The following is a 19240-nucleotide window of genomic DNA, read 5'->3' on the forward strand; positions in this document are numbered from 1 at the left end:
GGGCTGACGGGTGGGGTGCTCCGCTGATGGGGCACCCCATTCTCGTTTCCGCGCACGCACCCCTCGCCGGAGCTTCGTTTGACGCGTTGTGTGCGATAATGATAATGAGTCGCACAATCAAATAGTGCGACTTCACGCCCAGGCTGGTATGTGGGGCCGCGCTTCCCGAGCGACCTCTTGCGTTCGCATGCGAGCGCACCGGCTGGATGAAACCGTGAGCACTTCTGACAAGCGTTCGTTCCTTCCCTTCGCGATTCTCGGTGTCGTGGCCATGCTGGCCGTCATCGGCGTGGTGGTGAAGCTCCAGCAGCCCCCGGCGGAGGTCGTCACGGCGCCGGCGGTGGAGCCCGCGTCCGGCGCGAAGGCGGCCACCGTCACCATCCAGCATGCGCAAGGGGAGTCGGTGGTCCCCTTGAATCCGCGGCGGGTGGTGGTGTTCGACCTGGCGGCCCTGGACATCCTCCAGGCGCTGGGCGTGGACGCGGTGGTGGGCGTGGCGGGGGACCAGTTCCCGCTGCACCTGGCCCCGTTCGCGGACGCGAAGTACCCGCGCATCGGCACGCTGTTCGAGCCGAACTACGAGGCCATCAACGCCGTGCGCCCGGAGCTCATCATCACCGGCGGCCGCTCCAGCGCGAAGTACGACAGCCTGTCGCGCATCGCCCCCACGGTGGACGTGCCCATGGGCGGCGCGCGCTACATCGACACCGTGGTCGCCAACACCGAGCTGCTCGCGCGCATCTTCGGCAAGGAGGAGAAGGCGCGCGAGCTGGTGGATGGCCTGCGCCAGTCGCTCGCGAAGCTGAAGGAGACGACGGCCAGCCGGGGCAAGGGCCTGGTGGTGCTCGTCACCGGTGGCCGCATCAGCGCCTATGGGCCGGGCTCGCGCTTCGGCGTGGTGCACGAGGACTTCGGCGTGCCCGTGGCCGCGGACGGGCTCAAGGCGTCGCTGCACGGCGAGGCCATCGGCTCGGAGTTCATCCGCGAGAAGAACCCGGACTGGCTCTTCGTCATCGACCGCGACGCGAGCATGGGGCAGCAGGGCGGGGCGAGGCAGGTGCTCGACAACGAGCTGGTGCGCCAGACGACGGCCTGGACGAAGGGGCAGGTCGTCTACCTGGACCCACTCAACGCGTACCTCATCGGCGGTGGCATCCAGGCGGTGGGCCTGCTGCGAGACCAGGTGGCCCAGGCGTACGCCACGCCCGCTCCCTGATGCGCCTCTTCGTCGCCGGCATCGTCATCCTCCTCCTGGCGCTGGGCAGCCTGCTCATCGGCGTCGGCGACGTGTCGTGGCATGCGCTCGTCACGCCGAGCGCCGACGAACAGGCGCTCCAACTGCTGGTCATCAGCCGCATCCCCCGGCTCCTGGCGGTGATGCTGGTGGGCACGTCGCTGGGCGTGGCGGGGCTGCTGTTGCAGATGCTCGTGCGCAACCGCTTCGTGGAGCCCTCCACCGCCGGCTCCGCCGAGTCCGCCAGCCTGGGGTTGATGGTCGCCGCCGTCCTGGCGCCGCAGCTCCCCGTGGTGGGCAAGATGCTGGTGGCGGCCCTGTTCGCGATGGGGGGCACCGCGCTGTTCCTGCTCATCCTGCGCCGGATTCCGCTGCGCTCGGTGCTCATCGTCCCGCTGGTGGGGCTGGTGCTGGGCAGCGTCTTCGACTCCGTCACGACCTTCTATGCGTACCGGTTGGACCTGCTCCAGTCGGTCAACGCGTGGAAGACGGGGGACTTCTCCACCATCCTGCGCGGGCGCTACGAATTGCTCTGGCTGACCTTGGGGCTGACGTGCTGCGCGTATGTCGCGGCGGACCGCTTCACCGTCGCGGGCATGGGCGAGTCGTTCACCACCAACCTGGGGATGAACTACACGCGCATCATGGGGCTGGGGCTGCTCATCGTCTCGCTCGTCACCGCCATGGTGGTCGTCACGGTGGGCATGGTGCCGTTCCTGGGCCTGCTGGTCCCCAACCTGGTCAGCCTGTTCACGGGGGACAACGCGCGGAAGGCGATTCCCTGGGTGGCGGTGGGGGGCGCGGGCTTCGTGCTCCTGTGCGACATCCTCGGCCGGGTGGTGCGCTTCCCGTATGAAATCCCGGGGGCCACCATCGCCGGGGTGCTGGGCAGCGTGCTCTTCCTCTCCGTGCTGTTGAGGAGGGACGCCCGTGTCGGTTGAGAGCCTGATGGTGGAGCGGCGCCCGGAGCGCACGCTGTTCATCCTGGGCGGGGTGATGGTGGGCGTGGCCGTGCTGTTCCTGCTCTTCGGCGCGAGCGGCCAGTGGGACTTCGTGCTGCCCTTCCGCGGGCGCAAGCTGGCGACGGCGCTGCTGGTGGGCTACGCCATCGCGGTCTCCACGGTGCTGTTCCAGACGGTGTCGGGCAACCGGGTGCTGACGCCCGCCATCCTCGGGTTCGACAACCTCTACGTCTTCATCCAGACGTGCCTGCTCTACTTCCTGGGCTCGGGCAAGGCGTCGAGCCTGGACCCGAGGCTGCGGTTCGGCGTGGAGGTCCTCATCATGGTGGCCTTCTCGGCCGTCCTGTTCTGGGGGCTCTTCGGTGGGGGAGGGCGCAGCCTGCACCTGGTGCTGCTGACGGGCGTGGTGCTGGGCGTGCTCTTCCGCAGCCTCGCGTCCTTCCTGCAGCGGCTCATCGACCCCAACGAGTTCATCTTCCTCCAGGACCGCTTCTTCGCGAGCTTCAACAACCCGGACCAGGAGCTGCTCGTCGTCGCCTTCGTGCTGACGCTGGGCGTGTCCGTGGTGGGCTTGCGGATGCTCAAGACGTTCGACGTGCTGGTGCTGGGGCGGGAGACGGCCATCAACCTGGGCGTGGACCACCAGCGCACGGCGGCCATCATCCTGGTGCTGGTGGCCATCCTGGTGTCGGTGTCGAGCGCGCTCGTGGGGCCCGTCACGTTCTTCGGCCTGCTGGTCTCCAACCTGGCCCACACGCTGGTGCGCACGTACCGTCACGCGCTGGTGCTGCCCGCCGCGGCGCTCATCGCGGGGGTGTGTCTGGTCGCGGGGCAGTTCGTCCTGGAGCAGGTCTTCGCGTTCAACACCAGCCCCCGCGTCATCATCGACTTCGTGGGCGGGCTGGTGTTCATCGGGATGCTGATGAGGAGGGCGCCGGTATGATCGAGGCCAGGAACGTCACCAAGCGCTACGGCGGCTCGCTCGTGGTCGACGACGTCACGCTGACGCTGCCCGTGGGCGGAATCACCTCCATCATCGGGCCCAACGGCGCGGGCAAGTCCACGCTGCTGTCGATGATCAGCCGGGTGATGCCCATGTCCTCGGGCGTGGTGCTGGTGGACGGGCTGGATGTGCGCACCACGCCGGGGGACGTGCTCGCCCGGAAGCTGGCCATCCTGCGCCAGGACAATCACCTGACGTCGCGGCTCACGGTGCGGGAGCTGGTGACGTTCGGCCGCTATCCACACTCGAAGGGGCGGCCCACGGTGGTGGACCGCGAGCACGTGGAGCGGGCCATCCAGCACATGGGCCTGGAGGCGCTCTCCGAGCGGTTCCTGGACGAGCTGTCCGGTGGCCAGCGCCAGCGCGCCTTCGTGGCCATGGTGCTCTGTCAGGACACGGACCACGTGCTGCTGGACGAGCCGCTCAACGGCCTGGACCTGAAGCACTCGGTGGCGATGATGAAGCAGCTGCGCACCGCGGTGGACTCGCTGAAGAAGAGCATCGTCATGGTGCTGCACGACTTGAACTTCGCGTCCTGCTACTCGGACCACCTCATCGCCATGCGCGACGGCAAGGTGGCCTTCCAGGGACGCCCCCAGGACATCATGCGTCCCGACATCCTGAAGGCCGTGTACGACCTGGACATCTCCATCCAGTGCATCGACGGCGACTGGATTGCCACGCACTACCGCTGACGCCCGCTGCCCCTGCCCGTGGAGCCACCCGTGGCGGGCGTCGGTGGCGAGACTCCGCTCTGACCCTCAGTTGCGTCCCCACCGACGCGGGCGCTCGAAGCGGAAGAAGCCGCTGGCCTCCTCCTGGCCGATGCTCTCCGCCTCGGCGCCGAAGTAGCGCGCGCGGATTTCGACGAGGCGCGCCTCCAGCTCCTCACCGGAGAGCTCCTTCGCGAGCGTCTGACGCTCCGCCATGTACTTCAGGCCCGCGTCCCACCGCGCATCACGACTCTGGTCCAGCGTGTCCCAACGCTTCAACGCCTCTTCGTCCAACCCCAGCTCCCGGCGGATGGCGCGCAGGTTTCGCGAGCGCTCCTCCGCGGACATGGCGCCCAAATCGGTCTGCACCGAGGACACGTCGAGGAAGCGGTTCATCAGCTCCTGCTGGTGCCGCTCGAGCACGGCCCCGAGCTGCTCCCCGTGCACCTCCTGGAGCCGCTGCTTGAAGGTGGAGAGCTTCTCCTCCACGCTCTTGCCCTGGAGCGAGTCGAGCGAGCGCAGCGTGTCGCCGATGGCCTGGTTCTTCAGCTCCGCCGCCCAGATGCGGTCCGCCACGTCCTTGCCGAACAGCCGGTTGCGCGCGTCGCGGATGGCCGCCCGCCGCTCCTGCTCGCTCAGGCCCTTGAGGTAGTGGTCATTGTCGCGGACCCACTTCTCGTAGTCCTCGCGGTTGCGCAGCATCGCCGCCAGCGCGTCGTAGTGCTCCGGGAAGTGCGCCTTCAGGAAGGCCAGCAGCTCCTCCCGCCAGCGGTCCGGATAGCGCTGCTGGAAGAAGCGCATCAGGTCCTCGACGAGGCGTATCTGCGCGTGCGGCTCGCTCAGATTCTTCCCGTAGCGCTGCTTGAGCGACGCGGCCAGCTCCTCCAGCTCCGTGTCCGTGGGCTCCGGCACCGGAGTGGGGGAGGGCCGTGCGACGCTCGTCGTCACAGGAGGCACCGCGCCGCCCGGCACCGTGGGTGCCACGCCCGCGACGGATACGCCCGGCGGCTGCACGCGCGTCACCTCCGGCACGTCCTCCCGCAGGAGCGTCACCCCCAGCCCCGCGAGGAGCAGCACCCCCGCGCCCACCAGCAAGACCTTCAAGCTCCGTCGCATGGCCATGTCTCCGGGCAGGGCGTGGGGAACCGGGAGGCCCTGCACCGCGGCCTCCCGGTGTGCGGCGCGTCAGTCGACCTTGGCGATGTAGTCGATGATGGCCGCGTAGAACTCCATCTCGCTGAACGTGTCGGGGCCGATGCCGATGACGTCCACGTGGTCCTGGTTGATGACGCTGGACATGGAGGTCTGCTGCAGCGAGCTGGGGGCGTTGATGTTGCTGACGTAGCCCAGCGCCGAGTCCTGCGCGACCAGGTCCGCGCCCAGGCGCTCCGTGTAGCGCAGGCGGTAGCCCATCTGCTGCGAGTTGATGCCCACCAGGCCGTCGTCATCCTGCTCGTTGCGGATGCCGTCACCCCTGCCCGCGGCGCCGTCGTTGTCGCAGTCGTCCGCGCACGCGCCGTCCCCGTCGATGTCGAAGAAGAACTGCCGCACCAGCCACAGCGCCGGGTTGACGCTCAGGCCGCTCTGCGCCGTCACCAGCGAGGCGTAGTGCGCCGCGTACGACGCGTTGATGGGGTTGGCCACGTTGAAGGCCTTGGCGCCCGTCGTCTTGCCGTCGCTCGCGTCCGCGTCGTTGTAGATGAGCGCCTTGACCGCCGCGTAGCCGTCATTTCCCGGCCCGTAGACGACGTCGCCGTAGATGCGGAACAGCGCGTCCAGCACGCTGGTGATGCCGGGGCCCAAATCCAGGATGTACTTCGCCACCGGCGAGCCACGGTGCGGCGAGGACACGCTCACCAGCGCCTTCACCACCGTGTAGCCCTTGCGCTCGCGCAGCACCTTCGCCGCCTTGCGCGCGTCGATGCCGCCCTGCGAGTGCCCCACCAGATTCACGTACGCCGAGCCCGAGGAGGCCAGGTAGCCCTCCACGTCGTTGGCCAGGTCCAGCCCGCGCACGTCGGAGCTCTGCAGCGGCTGCACCGCGGCGGCGAACGCCTTCTGCTTGCTGTTCAGGTCCCCGTTGCAGCTCACCTCCAGGAACTCGTCGCACGGGTCGCCCACGAACACGCCGTAGTCGTCACCCCAGTAGTCGTACCCGAGGATGTCGTCGAACCCGCCCAGCCCGTGCGCGAACACCACGGGGTACGTCGTCTTCTCCGCGGCGAGGGCCGGTGCGGCCACGCCCAGTACACCCACGGCCAGGACTGCCAGGAACAGCGGCGGCTGTTGCTTCATGGGGACTCCTTGCTGGTGAGGATTGCCTGCTGCAACCGATGCACGTCGGACCCGGAACCGGGACGCCAGCCTTCGGACACTGCGAAGGCTCCCACCGGTACGGCCCAGACCTTCCCCACGACCAGGCGAGTCCCGAACTCCGGGCGTATCAGTGCACCAGGGTTGATTCGCGAGTCAATACATCGCGCCGCGTCAGCCCCGCCGGACGAGGCGGACGTTCTGTGGTGCACTGCGTTGTCTGTGATTGCGCGACGCGTCGTCCTGGTGCGTTGACTTCTGTCGCGCCGTGTCGACGCCGGAGCCGTCCCGCTCGCCCCTCCCAGGATGGAGGGGGAGCGCGGGGCCCCGTCCCGTCACTCGAGCGACGGGGCGGGGCGGACACCCGTGACTACGGCTCGACGGGGGTCTGCTGGATGCGCCAGATCTCCTCCGCGTACTGCTTGATGGTGCGGTCGGAGGAGAAGATGCCGGCGCGGGCGACGTTGATGATGCACTTGCGCGCCCAGGTGTCCGCGTCCTGGTAGGCGCGCACCACCTCGTCCTGCTTGGCCGCGTAGGACGCGAAGTCCGCCAGCACCAGGTAGCGGTCCTCCTCCAGGAGGCTGTCCACCAGGGGCTTGTAGAGGCCGCGGTCCTCCGGGGAGAAGAAGCCGGTGGAGATGAGGTCCAGCGCCTCGCGCAGCTCCAGGTTCTTCTCGTACTCGTCGCGCGGCCGGTAGCCGGCGCGCTTCCTGGCGATGACCTCGTCCGCGGTGAGGCCGAAGAGGAAGAAGTTCTCGTCGCCCACCGCCTCGCGAATCTCCACGTTGGCGCCGTCCAGCGTGCCCAGCGTCAGCGCGCCGTTGAGCATCAGCTTCATGTTGCCCGTGCCGGACGCCTCCATGCCCGCCGTCGAAATCTGCTCGGACACGTCCGCGGCCGGGATGATGCGCTCGGCCAGGCTCACCCGGTAGTTGGGCGCGAAGACGACCTGCAGCCCCGTCGTGCCCGCGTCGCTGTTGACCACCTCGGCGATGCCGTTGATGAGCCGGATGGTCAGCTTGGCCAGGTGGTAGCCCGGCGCCGCCTTGGCGCCGAACAGGAACGCGCGCGGGTGGATGATGGTGCCCGGGTCCCTGCGCGCCCGCATCCACAGCGCGACGATGTGCACCGCGTCCAACAGCTGGCGCTTGTACTCGTGCAGGCGCTTGATCTGCACGTCGAAGATGGCCTCCGGGTTGAGCCGCACCGAGCGGAGGTCCTGGATGTGCCTGGACAGGTCCTCCTTGTTGGCGCGCTTCACCTCGCGGAACGCCTTGCGGAACGCGGGGTCCTCCGCGTGCGGCTCCAGCTCGCGCAGCTTGTCCAGGTTGGTGGCCCAGCCCTCGCCGATGCGGGAGGTGATCAGCTTGGACAGGCGCGGGTTGCACCACGCCAGCCACCGGCGCGGCGTCACGCCGTTGGTCTTGTTGTTGAAACGCTCCGGGTACATCGCCGCGAAGTCCGGCAGCACGTCCCGGCGCAACAGGTCCGTGTGCAGCGCCGCGACGCCGTTGATGCTGTGGCTGCCCACCACCGCCAGGTGGGCCATGCGAATCTTCTTCTCCGGCCCCTCCTCCACCAGGCTCATCCGCCGCAGCTTCTCCTGGTCATAGGGGTAGCGGATCTGCACCTGGCGCAGGAAGCGCTGGTTGATTTCGTAGATGAGCTCCAGGTGGCGCGGCAGCAGCCGCTCGAACAGCGTCGCCGGCCACTTCTCCATCGCCTCCGCCAGCAGCGTGTGGTTGGTGTAGCCGAACACCGCCTGCGTAATCGACCAGGCCTCCTCCCAGCCCAGCCGCTTCTCGTCCACCAGCACGCGCATCAGCTCCGCCACGCCGATGGCCGGGTGCGTGTCGTTGAGCTGGATGGCCGCCTTCTTCGGGAAGTCCCTGAAGTCGGTGTGGTTCTTCAGGTAGCGCCGGACGATGTCCGCGATGGAGCACGCGACGAAGAAGTACTGCTGCTTGAGCCGCAGCTCCTTGCCCGCCTGGAACGCGTCGTTGGGGTAGAGGACCTTGGAGATGACCTCCGAGTCGTTCTTCTCCACCACGGAGCGCTCGTAGTCGCCCGCGTTGAAGAGCAGCAGGTCGAACTCCTCGGACGCCCGCGCCTGCCACAGTCGCAGCGTGTTCACCGTGTCGTTGTGGTAGCCCGCGATGGGCGTGTCGTACGGCACGCCCACCACCGTCTTGCCGCCCACCCAGCGCGCCACCGGCTTGCCGTCCGGCCCCTGGTGGTGCTCCACGCGCCCGAAGAAGCGCACCGGCACCGCCTTCTCCGGCCGCACGATTTCCCACGGGTTGCCGAACTTCAGCCACTCGTCGGCGCGCTCCACCTGGTAGCCGTCCACGATGTCCTGCGTGAAGATGCCGAACTCGTAGCGGATGCCGTACCCCATGCCGGGGTAGCCGAGCGTCGCCAGCGAGTCCAGGAAGCACGCCGCCAGCCGCCCCAGGCCGCCGTTGCCCAGGCCCGCGTCTGGCTCCATCTCCAGCAGGTTGGTGAGGTCCACCCCCACCTCCCGCATGGCCTCGGCGGCCGCGTCGTGCATGCCCAGGTTCAGCAGGTTGTTGCCCAGCGCCCGACCCAGCAGGTACTCCGCGGACAGGTAGTAGGCGCGCTTGGCGTCCTTCTCGTAGTACGTGCGGGCCGTGCGCACCCAGCGGTCCGCCAGCCTGTCACGCACCGCCAGCGACAGCGCCATGAAGCGGTCATGCGCGGTGGACGTCTCGTAGTTCTTCCCGCGCGAGTAGCGCACGTGGTCCAGGAACGAGCGGCGCATGGACGAAGCGTCGCGCCCGGTGCGGCCCCCATCGTCCGCCGTGGACGTGGACGGGGCGGCGGGGCGCTGCGAGGAGGAAGAGGCGGGAGAGGCCATGTCGCGAGAGGTCTCCATCCGAGGTGTGTCGTCGAGTGGGATGCAACGAACGCAGAGGGCCGTCAGGGTAGCGCAGCCGGAAGGCCCGGCACATGCGGAAAGCGCGGAGCCAGGGAGGGGGAGGATGCTCCCTGGCAAGGACCTGGGACGTCCAGGGACGATGTGACACGCGCGCCCATCCGCTCGCTTTCCCACACGGCCCTCGTGGAAGGGCCGCCCTCCGGGGCGCCGTTTGATGTAGAAATCAACGCTCATGGCCTTCCCGAAGAATGACTTGGACCAGCGCCTGGCGCTGGTGCGGCCGGAAGACACGGTCCGCGGCCTCATCTTCAACGCGGTGTTGATGCTCGCCGAGCGGCAGCTGGGCCCGGACTCCGCCGCGCGCCTGCGCGAGCCGCTCTTCAAGCGCTCACCGGTGGACTTCTTCTCCTACTCCGCGGTGGACGCCATCCGGTTGCTGTACGCCACGTCGGAGGCGCTGGAGCGGGCGGGGCGCTACCCCACGCAGGAGGACGCGGTGCGCGCGTGCGGCGCCGCGGCCGTCACCGGGTTCTTCTCCTCCACGGTGGGCCAGACGCTCACGCGGCTGATTGGCAAGGGGGACCCCAAGCGCCTGTTGTCCAACGCGCCCACGGCCTACTCCACCCTGGTCAGCTACGGGCGCCGGGAATACAGCGTGTTGCACGAGCGCCACGTGCGCCTGTCCTTCCAGGGCGACATGCAGCCGGTGCAGTTCCACGAGGGCGTGCTGCAGGAGGCCCTCAAGGCCATCCAGTGCAACGGCCGCGTCGTGGGCACGCCCCACGGCTACTTCGCGGCGGACTACGACATCACCTGGGAGTCGTAGCCCGCCGGTACCGCCTCAGGGCGCGGCCGGGGCCTGCCCCGCGACGGCGGCCACGGAGACGGCCTCCATCTGCGAGGCCAGCTCCTGCGCCTTGGCGAGGAAGTCCGGGAGCAGCTGCTTGGGCAGCGGGTCCGCGCGGGGGAACTGCTGGTTGAGCGGGTTGGTGTAGCTGCCGCCGCGCTTCATGCCGAAGTGCAGGTGCGGCCCGGTGGAGCGGCCGGTGTTGCCCGAGTAGGCGATGACCTGCTTCTGGCTGACGCGGGCCCCCACGCGCACGCCCTCGCCCAGCTTGGACAGGTGCATGTACTGGGTCTCGAAGCCGTTGGCGTGGCGCAGCACCACCATGTTGCCCGCGGCGCCGGCCCACCCGGCCTGCGTCACGGTGCCGTCCGCCACCGCCCACACCGGCGTGCCGATGGGCGTGCCGTAGTCCACGCCGTTGTGGTTCTTCAGGTACTGGAGCACCGGGTGGAAGCGCGAGCCGAACTTGCTGGTGACGTGCGCGTACTTCAGCGGGCTCTTGAGGAAGGTCTTCTTCGCGCTGGCGCCGTCCTCCTGGAAGTAGTTGGGCTGGCCGTCCGGCAGCACGTACCGGTAGACCTTCTTGGGGCCGACCAGGCCCCCCTGGTACTGCGCGGCGAGCACCTCGCCGTAGCGCAGCACGCGGCCCTTGGAGACGAACTTCTCCACCAGCGCGCGGGCCGTGTCGCCCTTGCGCACGTCGCGGTAGAAGTCGATGTCCCAGGCGAACACGTCCGCCAGCACCATGCCGATGGCCGGGTCCTCGCCCGAGTCCACCGCCGCCTCGTAGAGCGACGTCTGGATTTCGAGCGACACCACCGACACCTGCTTCTCCACCTCAATCGCGCGCTTGCTGCCGACGAACTTCTCGCCGTCGCGGCGCACCTGCCACTCGTCCACGAGGCTCTGGCGGTAGTCGAAGAAGTCCAGCTCCCCGTCGCGCAGGACGATGCGGAACTGGTCCCCCACGCGGGAGCGGCGGAAGTCGAACACGCCCTCGAGCGCGGAGATGACGGCCGTCACCTGCGCGTCCGGCAACTGCGCCTCGTGCAGCGCGCCCGCCAGCGTCTGGCGCGGTTCGATGCGGCGGTTCTTGATTTCATACCGGACAGCGGCCTCCGAGGAGGTCACCGCCAGCAGGGCGGCCAGGGCACAGAGGGGGGAGAATCGCATGGGGCGGGCGCGAGTGTAGTGGACACCCCCGCCCCTGCCCAATCGACGGCTCGGGAAATCCCGCGCTCGGCTGCTCGGCTGCTTCGGGAAGCGGGGCCTCAGGCCGGCCGTCGGCGACGGGCCGCGAGGAGCATCAGCGCGCCCACGAGGCCCAGGGGCGCGCCCCCTCCCGCCGAGGCGCAGCTGTGCATCCCGGGGCGCTGGGGCGGCTCGAAGGGGGGGCCCCCATCCGGCTCCTCACCCGCGTCGGGTGGGGGAGGACCGGCATCTGGCGTGCCCGCGTCCGGGGTGCCCGCGTCCGGAGTGCCCGCGTCCGGGTCCGTCGGCTTGGGCCTCACGGTGACGGTCACCCTGTCCGTGGCGGCGACATCGGCCACGCGGACGGTCAGCTCGAAGTCGAGCTGGAGCTCCTGCTCCGGTCCCACGTCCGGGGCGGTGAAGCTGGGGGCCGCCGTGTCCGCGTCGCGCAGCGCCACGGCGGCGCCGCCCACCTGCCGCCAGGAGAACGCGAGCGGCACCGAGCCCCGGTCCGAGCTGCCCGAGCCATCGAGTGTCACCGTGGCGTCGGCAATCACGCGCTGGTCCACGCCCGCCTCGGCGAGCGGACGGCAGGGGGCGGTGGACTCCGCGACGCGCTCGAGGAAGGGGGGCGTGGCCGTGCCCTGCACGGTGATGTTGTCGACCTCCCAGCCGTGGGCCCGGAAGACGAGCGACGAGGCCGCGCGGAAGCGCAGCTTCACCGTCTTGCCCTGCAGCGCGGTGCCGAAGTCCAGCGTGACGCGCTCCCGCTGCGGCCAGCGCGGGTTCCTCGCGGCGTAGGCGGGACGGCCACCCAGACTGTTCCCGGTCCGGGTGTCGAGCGTGCCGGTGTAGCCCGGCGTCACCCAGGCGGTGACGTCCTTCCAGTCGTCCGGCTGGTTCGCCACCACCTCGGTGAGCTCGATGACGCCGCCGTTCCAGTAGTCGAAGGTGTTCGGCCCCGGGTTGTGCCGGAAGTCGAACCCATGCCGATGGTCGAACGACAGGACGAACGTGTTCCCCGAGGGGATGCTCAGCACGGGCGTCTGCAGCGCCGTGTCGGAGAACTCGTAGACGTCCGGCGCGAACCAGACCTGGTCCCGGGCGTCGAGCGGTGAGGGGACGACGCGCCAGCGCTGCTCCTCGGTGCCGCCCAGCACGGTGGAGGTCCACGTCGTGCGCAGGCCCTCGACCGTGTCCGTCATGGCGGGCGCCAGGTCATAGTGGAGCAGCACGGAGTGGGCCTGCTCGACGCTTCGCTGACACGCCTCGCTGCTCTCCAGGGTGACGCGGTAGCTGGCGCTTCGCGCCGACGACAGCGACGCGGCGAGCGCGATGGGGACCTCGACCACGCCCGTGCCGAAGGCCGCGACCTCGGCCACGGTGAAGGAGGCCCCCCGGGGGAACGTCAGCAGCGCGTCGTCGCTGACCACCCGCACCGTCGCGCGCTGCGCGGGGAGGGGCCCGTGGTTCTGGACCTCCACGCGAACGAGCCCCTCTTCCGAGGCGTCGAGCACGCCGTCCGCGTCGCACGAGCGCCGCCCGTCCACGATGCGCACGGCCGCCAACCGGAGGTCCGAGTGGGCCTCGCCGTCCTCCACCACCGCGTTGTGCTCGGTGGAGTCCCGGGGCGGGGAGACCGCGCACGTGCCAGCGCCCCGTCGCGCGAAGGCCCGGGCCATCGCCTCCAGGTCGTCCCGCCGCCCACGGGCCCGGGCCGCCATCAGCAGCGCGTCCCGCTGCTCGGTGAAGGTGGCGTCCGCGGGCGCGAGCTGCAGCGCGTCCACGACGTAGTCCGCCATGCGACGCCGCGTCTCCGCGAAGGGGCGGGCGTTCTTGCGCCCCTCGTCGAGCAGCGCCTGGTAGGCCTCGAAGAGCAGGGTGGCCCAGACCTCGCCCGCGTTGTGCATCTGCGCGTTCTCCAGGCCGTTGTCGCGCAGATAGTCCTGGTCGGGCAGGCCCGCGTCGTTGGCGATGTGGCGCAGCCGCAGCCCGTTGAGGTCGAGGTTCGTGGAGTAGGGCGTGCGACGCACCCCGAAGTACGTGCTCTGGCCGAAGGCCTGCGCCGCATGGGCGCCCACCGCGTACGTGCCCTGGGGCGCGTCCGTCTCCCGCACCATCATGAGCAGGGCCAGGAAGTCGCTCCAGCCCTCGCCCATGGCCCGGCACTGCGGCTCCGCGCAGAGCGTCAGGCGGCGGGACAGGATGTGCCCCCACTCGTGGGCGACGATGGTGTTGTCCAGCGAGGCGTCGCGCAGGGGCACGGGCGCGCGCGTCATGGCGCCGGTCAGCGAGCCGCGCGACAGCAGCTCCTTGAGCGCCAGGCCGTCCTCGAGCGTGATGGAGAGCGTGGCCAGGCCCGTGGTGAGCGTCGCGTCCACGTCGAGCATCTCCGGAGGCGGCTCGCCGGGGACATGGTTGATGACGACCAGCCCGGCGGCCCCCGCGTTCTCCGCGTTCACCGCCTTGAGCTCGTAGATGCAGCCGCCCCGGTCCGCCAGGACGATGGCCCCGGTGACGTCGTTCTGGAGCGGCTCGCACGCGTCGGTGCCCGCGCCCGTGCCGTCCTCCGCCAGGGCCAGCGGATGCTGGGACTGCTGGATGCGCTGCGGGCCGAACTCGGCCTTGCCCGTGACGTAGCGCGTACCGCCCACGGTGAACGCGCGCGCCTCCTCCGTGTCCCAGAGCGAGAACTCCAACCGGGGCGACAGCCCGTCCCGGGGCACGTACGCGCTGGCCAGGTTTCGCGCCTGCGCGTCCGGGCCCAGGTTCTGCGCCTCGGCCAGCACGGGGTCTCCCCCCAGCCCTCCCGGAGCGTGACTCACGTCCTGTGCGTTGCCCGCCGCCTCGTCGAAGCCCGAGTCGTAGAAGTAATCGTGCAGCCAGTTGGTGGTGTAGAACAGTTGCACCACCGAGGCGGACACCTGCTCCACGCTGTCGAGGGGCGCGGCTTCCGGGTCGTAGACGTGGGGGAAGTCGCGCGTGCCGGGCGTCACCTGCGCGCGTCGGTCCTGGCCCTCGGTGTAGCCATCCGGGTCGAAGTGGTCCGCGTAGGCGTGGACGTTGTTGCCCCAGGTGGTCGTGGCGCCCTGGGGGAGCCACGGGAACACGCGACCCGACTGCGCGTGCACCCGCCCCTCGTGCGTGAGCTGTCGGGGCGCGACGAAGCCGGGCTCGGCCGTCTCGGGGTTGCCCGTGCGGTGCGGCGAGTAGTCCTCGTGGGGGTTGTCCGCGGGCGTGCCGTCCGCATCCGCCCAGACGCGATACGAATAGGCGTCCTGCGCCACCCGGTCCTCGCGCAGCAGCACCTGGCCCGTGGCCGCGTCGAGCACGTGCAGGAAGCCGCGCGCGGGGGCGTCCCCGGCCCGCGTGGAGAGCGCGTCCACGGCGTAGGCGGGCACCAGCCGGCCCCCGGAGGGGAAGTACAGCCGCGTGACGCGCGCAGGCTCCACCAGCCGCAGGCCCGCGCGTTGGAGCGTGCCGCCGGGCGCCAGGTCGAAGCGGGGCGCGTCCGCGTGCGCGAAGCCGGCGGCCACCACCTCGCCCACCAGCGACAGCCCATGCACATCCCCCAGGGCCCGCAGCACCGCCTCGGACGCGGGCAGCGTGAAGCCTCCGTCCCGCGTCAGCCGCGTCGCGTCCGCGTGCATCGCCGCCACGCCGCCGTGCAGGTTCCCCGTGAGCCCCACCAGCTCCAGCCCCCGGTCCAGCAGCACCTTCAGCTCGGTGCGCCCCACCTCCAGGCCCGCCACCCGCTGGCGGAAGAACACGATGATGCCGCCCCGGCCCGTGTCGTGGACCCGATGGACATACACCGACGCCAGATCAGCGGCACTCAAACCATACAGTGACGCTTGTTGTTCCAGATAGACGCGGGCCGCGGCCTCCGGGGTGTCATGGACACGCAGGCCTGGCGCCGCGCCACGCTGCCCGGCCCACACCACCGTGGGGTGGCCCCGCGCCTCGTCCCGCGACAGCACTGTCACGATGTGAGGTTTTTCCGCCGCCCCGTCGGCCCGCGAGCGCGAGTCGACGGGGCCTGGCGTGGGGGGCTCCACCGCGCACCCGCCCCAGCAGGCGAGGGCCAGTACCACGACGGAGACACCGCTCCCTGGACGCTTGGGCACTTGACCCCCCACGAAATGTCGCGCGAGTCCCCGCGAGGGGACCCGAAGCCTTCATCGACAGATATCACTATCCCGCAGCTGGCCCAGATGGCCAACCGCATTGCCTGTCATCGAGCGCGCGTAGAGGCCGCCCACCCAGGCTCCATCACTGAAGGAGACGTGGGCATGGGGTGCAAGGACTGTTCCGTAGAAGCCATAGTCAAACGCGGTGAGCGTGGTGGCCTCCGGGAGGTTGAAGAGCACGCCGTGCTCGTCGATGCCGCCGGCGAAGACATGTCCGAAGTTGGTGAACAGGGGGGAGGTGCCTCGGACGTTGATGACGACGAGCGAGGTGGCGGGGGCTTCGATGGTGAGCAGCGCCGCGCTGGCGATGGCGCTGGCCTGGACGTGGAAGACATTCACCTTGGGGTGGGTGCCCCGCAGGAAGATTCCACCCCAGGGCTCGAGGGTGGTGGTGCCCTGCTGGGGCAGGGCGGCCAGGTCCGCGGAGAGCTTGCGCAGCGAGCCGAGGACGTCGGTGAAGGGGATGGGCGTGCCGCGGGTGACCGAGCCGCGCGGGAAGGTGAGGGTGCCCGCGGGCAGGTAGCGGTCGCCGAACCGGGCGTGACCCCAGACGGTGCCGTTGTTCAGGTTCAGGTCCCTCCCGGCGACCAGGAGGTTGTCGGTGTCGGTGTCGGGCAGGTTCCAGCCCACGCGGAAGTCCTTGAGGAAGATGCTGCCGCCGGCGGCGACGCGGCCCGCCACGTCATTGCCCTGTCGGTAGTCCTCCGCGACGAGGAGGTTGTAGTCAGCCAGGCGGACCTGGATGCAGTGCTCCACGCGCTGCTCCACGACGGTGACGGAGATGCTGGTGACGGCCGGCCCGTTGCGGATGACGATGGTGGCGATGCCAGGCCCCTGCGCGGTGACGACGCCCGCGGTCGACACCGTGGCGATGGCCTCGTTCGATGACGAGTACACCGTCCCCACCGCCTGGGAGGTGATGTCGCGCTTGATTCCGTCGTTGTAGAGGCCCGTCACCACCAGGTTGCGCGTGGAGCCCACCCCGTGCAGGACGCCATCGCCGTTGAGCACGGAGATGAGGTTGAGCTGCGCGGAGGAGACGACCTGCAGGGACACGGGCGGCGACGACCTGCGCTGGCGCGCGTCGTCGATGCCCGTGGCGACCAGCTGCACCGTGCCGATGGCGTGGGGTGGCACCTGGAACGTGGTGGTGAAGGGCGCCTCGGGGATGACGACCGCCTTGTCGGTGCTCGAGACATAGACCAGGTGGGGCGCGAAGCCGCCGGTGCCCTCGGTCACCACGGTGAGGGTGCTCCCGGGGCTCACCGCCGTGCCGGGCGCGGGGGACACGATGCGCATCCCGCCGGAGGCCAGCAGGGGCGAGGGGCGCTCCCACCCGGTGATGACGGGCAGCGGCTCCTCTTCCGGCGCGAGCTGCTCGTCGTCGGGCATCCACGCCCCGCCGCCTCCCGCGTCCGGCGGCGGGCAGTTGGTGGCCGCGACGGGGGCGGGGAGGGACGGGGCGAAGCTGTCACTGGCCACGGGGCTGTTGAGCAGGTTGACGATGCTCGCGTAGTAGCTGGTGTTGGAGGGCGTCTTGAAGTGCTCGAGGTCCGGCACGCTCGCGTCCATGGCGAAGGACGTCGTGGCGGTGGTGGGCGCGCCTCCGCGCTGGTCCGCCTCCGAGGCGAACATGTCGTAGTCCTTGTCGCAGAACAGCCGGCTGGGCTGCGCGGCCTGCTGCGGGTTGCGCGAGGTCTTCGCGCGCATGATGAGGTTCCAGTTCGCGGGGGGCGTGAGCTTGTCCACCAGCGGGTGGTACGCCTCCATGTTGGTGTAGAGGACCTTGATGTGGTCGAAGAGCATGCCCTGTCCCTGGGGACGCTCGATGTTCTTCCCGTTGAGGCTCACCAGCACGTGGGTGGGCACGTTCGTCACGCCCACGGAGGTGAGCAGGGGGTTGCCCGGCTGCAGGTCCTCGAAGGACGTGGTGCCCGAGTTCACCTCGAGCGAGACGTTGAAGTCCCGGAGCATCTCCAGCTTCAGCTCGTCCCAGGCGACCTGGTAGCTGGCCGTCCCCTTCATGTGGTTGCGGGTGTCGACGATGGCCTTGGCGATGGCGCTGCCCGCGTGGGGCGTGTTCAGCAGGATGAGCCGGTTGAGGTCTCCCTTGTTGAAGTTGTCGGCGCGCAGGTAGTCGCTCCTCGCGGCGAACCTGCGCGCCATGATGCCGCCCATGCCGTGGGCGAGCGCGTCCACCTGGGTGACGGCGATGTAGCGCAGGCGCATCTCCAGCAGCGCCTCCCGGATGGCCTTGCCGAGCGCGGCGCGGTTCGCCTCCGAGTCGATGCTCTCCGAGCTGGTCGTCGAGTAGTCGGCGCACGTCACGTCGAACAGGATGTTGGAGGAGATTCCCGCGTGCCACTCCCAGTACTGGCAGTCGGACCACAGGTCATGGATGGCCACGATGGGCGGACGGACCACCTCGATTTCGTGGGTGTCCGGGAAGGGCGTCCCATTGGCCGGGGTGTAGAGGGTGGAGAGCGTCACGGCGCGCTTCTTGAGCAGCTTGTCGGCGGTCTCCTGGCCCGGGCGGATGAAGTCCTCGGGCGCGGTGTAGAGCGCGAAGGCGTAGTACTGGTTGGTCGCGACCTGCTGGGCGGTCGCGTCGATGACGTTGGTGGGGGCGTCCGAGGAGCCCACCAGGCTGAGCCCTCCGTTGGCGGGCAGGTGCGTGTCGCCCAGCTTGAAGCGCAGGGTGCCGGGGCCCGGCAGCCGCGCGCGCAGCAGGATGACGCTGACGCCGTCGGCGGCGACGCCGCTGGCGGGCGTGCCCAGCGTGGCGAGCCGGCCCGGGTTGGTCTCCACCTTGCGCAGCAGCGGGTCGATGAGGATGGGGTTGGGGTCGATCTTCTCCAGGCTGGAGATGCTCACGTTGTCGATGACCACGCTGGAGTCCAGGATGCCGTCGCCCAGGTCGCGGATCTCGAAGACGAGCGTCACCGGCCCGCCGCCGGCGATGGCCACGTTGACCGTCTTGAAGTCGGTGATGCCCGCGTCCGGGAAGAGCTGGATGCCGTCCGGGTAGGTCGCCGGGAAGAAGTCCACGCCCGAGGGGTCGTCCGCGAGCAGCACGTCGAACTGGGTGTCCTTGGCGCGCGTGGCGGAGGCGTCGAAGAAGTGCGCGCTGTTGACCGAGGTCTGCTCGGCCAGGCGCGTGCCCTGCGCGTCCTGCACGTGCGCGGTGAACTGGTCGTTGTACTCGCTGCCCACGAAGTCGGGCGACTCGGCGCTCAGGAAGCGGTAGTCGAACGACAGCCGCGTCATGCCCGCGGGCACGTTCAGGGTGAGCCGCAGGGTGACGACGTCCCCCTCGGCCCCCTCGGGGGCGAAGTCGGTGCCGGGCTCGGGCAGCCGGGCGCGGTCATTGACGTAGCCGGTGCCCAGCACGATGAGCGAGGGGCCCTTGCGCGGGGTGATGATGCCGTAGTTTGACATGACCTTCGTCGTCTGGTCGGGCGCGGGCGCGGTGAGCTGGCTGCTCACCAGCATGCCCGCGGGGATGTCCAGCGCCGCGGCCAGGTCGGGCGCGGTGGCCTGCGCGAGCTGGGCCGCGGGTTGCACGACCTGGCGGCTCGCGATGCGCCGCCGCTCCGCGCGCTGCGCCTCCTCCCGGAGCGTCGCTTGGGATTGCTGTTGGGGCGGTGAGGCTTCGGGAGGGCTGGCGTCGCCACATGCCAGGGCCAGCGCGAGGACGAGCGGGAGCAGGGGGACGTTGCGAGGCTGCATCAGGTTCACTCCGAGGTCTGGGGCGGCGGGAGGCGAACGGCGGGGCGGCAACGGGCACGGCCATCCAGCGGACTTCCACTGGATGGCCGGCGGTCTGGAAGGGTGATGACGTCGGGCGAGGGGCGCGGAGGCCTTCGGGGCCGCGCCCTCGCTGCT

General features: G+C 70.0%; 11 protein-coding genes. 5 read left to right on the top strand and 6 right to left on the bottom strand.

Going from position 1 to position 19240, the window contains the following annotated elements; all coding sequences use genetic code 11:
• Window positions 1-214: 214 nt before the first annotated feature.
• Genes K8640_RS17570 through K8640_RS17585 form a run of 4 tightly spaced genes read left to right on the top strand, consistent with a single transcriptional unit; the run spans window position 215 to window position 3894 of the window.
• Window positions 215-1216, top strand: a complete 1002-nt coding sequence (locus K8640_RS17570; RefSeq protein WP_223748077.1) for a siderophore ABC transporter substrate-binding protein — start codon at window positions 215-217, stop codon at window positions 1214-1216.
• On the top strand, window positions 1216-2175 hold the full coding sequence (locus tag K8640_RS17575) for an ABC transporter permease (protein ID WP_223748078.1): 960 nt from the start codon (window positions 1216-1218) through the stop codon (window positions 2173-2175). The genes K8640_RS17570 and K8640_RS17575 overlap by 1 nt, the downstream gene beginning before the upstream one ends.
• Entirely contained in the window at window positions 2165-3139 is a 975-nt protein-coding gene (locus tag K8640_RS17580; RefSeq protein WP_223748079.1) for an iron chelate uptake ABC transporter family permease subunit, read from the top strand. The genes K8640_RS17575 and K8640_RS17580 overlap by 11 nt, the downstream gene beginning before the upstream one ends.
• Complete coding sequence (locus tag K8640_RS17585; protein ID WP_223748080.1) at window positions 3136-3894, top strand: ABC transporter ATP-binding protein; 759 nt, start codon at window positions 3136-3138, stop codon at window positions 3892-3894. The genes K8640_RS17580 and K8640_RS17585 overlap by 4 nt, the downstream gene beginning before the upstream one ends.
• Before the next feature lie 66 nt (window positions 3895-3960).
• Here K8640_RS17585 and K8640_RS17590 read toward each other — a convergent pair whose 3' ends face one another.
• The 3 genes from K8640_RS17590 to K8640_RS17600 form a co-directional block, all read right to left on the bottom strand.
• Window positions 3961-5028 (bottom strand): hypothetical protein, encoded by a 1068-nt coding sequence (locus tag K8640_RS17590; protein WP_223748081.1) that lies wholly within the window; start codon window positions 5026-5028, stop codon window positions 3961-3963.
• A 69-nt stretch (window positions 5029-5097) separates the two neighbouring features.
• Complete coding sequence (locus tag K8640_RS17595; RefSeq protein WP_223748082.1) at window positions 5098-6207, bottom strand: triacylglycerol lipase; 1110 nt, start codon at window positions 6205-6207, stop codon at window positions 5098-5100.
• Window positions 6208-6595: 388 nt separating this feature from the next.
• A complete protein-coding gene (locus K8640_RS17600; RefSeq protein WP_223748083.1) occupies window positions 6596-9106 on the bottom strand; it encodes a glycogen/starch/alpha-glucan phosphorylase in 2511 nt (836 codons plus the stop codon).
• A gap of 253 nt (window positions 9107-9359) precedes the next feature.
• On the opposite strand from K8640_RS17600, the gene K8640_RS17605 reads away from it, so the two are divergent.
• On the top strand, window positions 9360-9953 hold the full coding sequence (locus K8640_RS17605) for a TIGR02265 family protein (RefSeq protein ID WP_223748084.1): 594 nt from the start codon (window positions 9360-9362) through the stop codon (window positions 9951-9953).
• A gap of 15 nt (window positions 9954-9968) precedes the next feature.
• Here K8640_RS17605 and K8640_RS17610 read toward each other — a convergent pair whose 3' ends face one another.
• The 3 genes from K8640_RS17610 to K8640_RS17620 form a co-directional block, all read right to left on the bottom strand.
• Window positions 9969-11147 carry a M23 family metallopeptidase gene (locus K8640_RS17610; protein ID WP_223748085.1) on the bottom strand — a complete coding sequence of 393 codons (1179 nt, stop codon included), beginning with the start codon at window positions 11145-11147 and terminating at the stop codon, window positions 9969-9971.
• Window positions 11148-11245: 98 nt separating this feature from the next.
• Window positions 11246-15151 (bottom strand): M36 family metallopeptidase, encoded by a 3906-nt coding sequence (locus K8640_RS42875; protein WP_370640358.1) that lies wholly within the window; start codon window positions 15149-15151, stop codon window positions 11246-11248.
• 192 nt (window positions 15152-15343) lie between these two features.
• Complete coding sequence (locus K8640_RS17620; protein WP_223748086.1) at window positions 15344-19084, bottom strand: choice-of-anchor A family protein; 3741 nt, start codon at window positions 19082-19084, stop codon at window positions 15344-15346.
• Between the last annotated feature and the right edge of the window lie 156 nt (window positions 19085-19240).

Origin of the sequence: Myxococcus sp. XM-1-1-1 (assembly GCF_020037095.1) — a bacterium.
GTDB lineage: Bacteria > Myxococcota > Myxococcia > Myxococcales > Myxococcaceae > Myxococcus > Myxococcus fulvus.

What these genes read in the sequence shown, in the direction of transcription:
- K8640_RS17585 (WP_223748080.1), top strand. Translation starts at nt 3,136, where the DNA reads ATGATCGAGGCCAGGAACGTCACCAAGCGCTACGGCGGCTCGCTCGTG.
- K8640_RS17590 (WP_223748081.1), bottom strand. Translation starts at nt 5,028, where the DNA reads ATGCGACGGAGCTTGAAGGTCTTGCTGGTGGGCGCGGGGGTGCTGCTC.
- K8640_RS17610 (WP_223748085.1), bottom strand. Translation starts at nt 11,147, where the DNA reads ATGCGATTCTCCCCCCTCTGTGCCCTGGCCGCCCTGCTGGCGGTGACC.
- K8640_RS17575 (WP_223748078.1), top strand. Translation starts at nt 1,216, where the DNA reads ATGCGCCTCTTCGTCGCCGGCATCGTCATCCTCCTCCTGGCGCTGGGC.
- K8640_RS17605 (WP_223748084.1), top strand. Translation starts at nt 9,360, where the DNA reads ATGGCCTTCCCGAAGAATGACTTGGACCAGCGCCTGGCGCTGGTGCGG.
- K8640_RS17620 (WP_223748086.1), bottom strand. Translation starts at nt 19,084, where the DNA reads ATGCAGCCTCGCAACGTCCCCCTGCTCCCGCTCGTCCTCGCGCTGGCC.
- K8640_RS17600 (WP_223748083.1), bottom strand. Translation starts at nt 9,106, where the DNA reads ATGGCCTCTCCCGCCTCTTCCTCCTCGCAGCGCCCCGCCGCCCCGTCC.
- K8640_RS17595 (WP_223748082.1), bottom strand. Translation starts at nt 6,207, where the DNA reads ATGAAGCAACAGCCGCCGCTGTTCCTGGCAGTCCTGGCCGTGGGTGTA.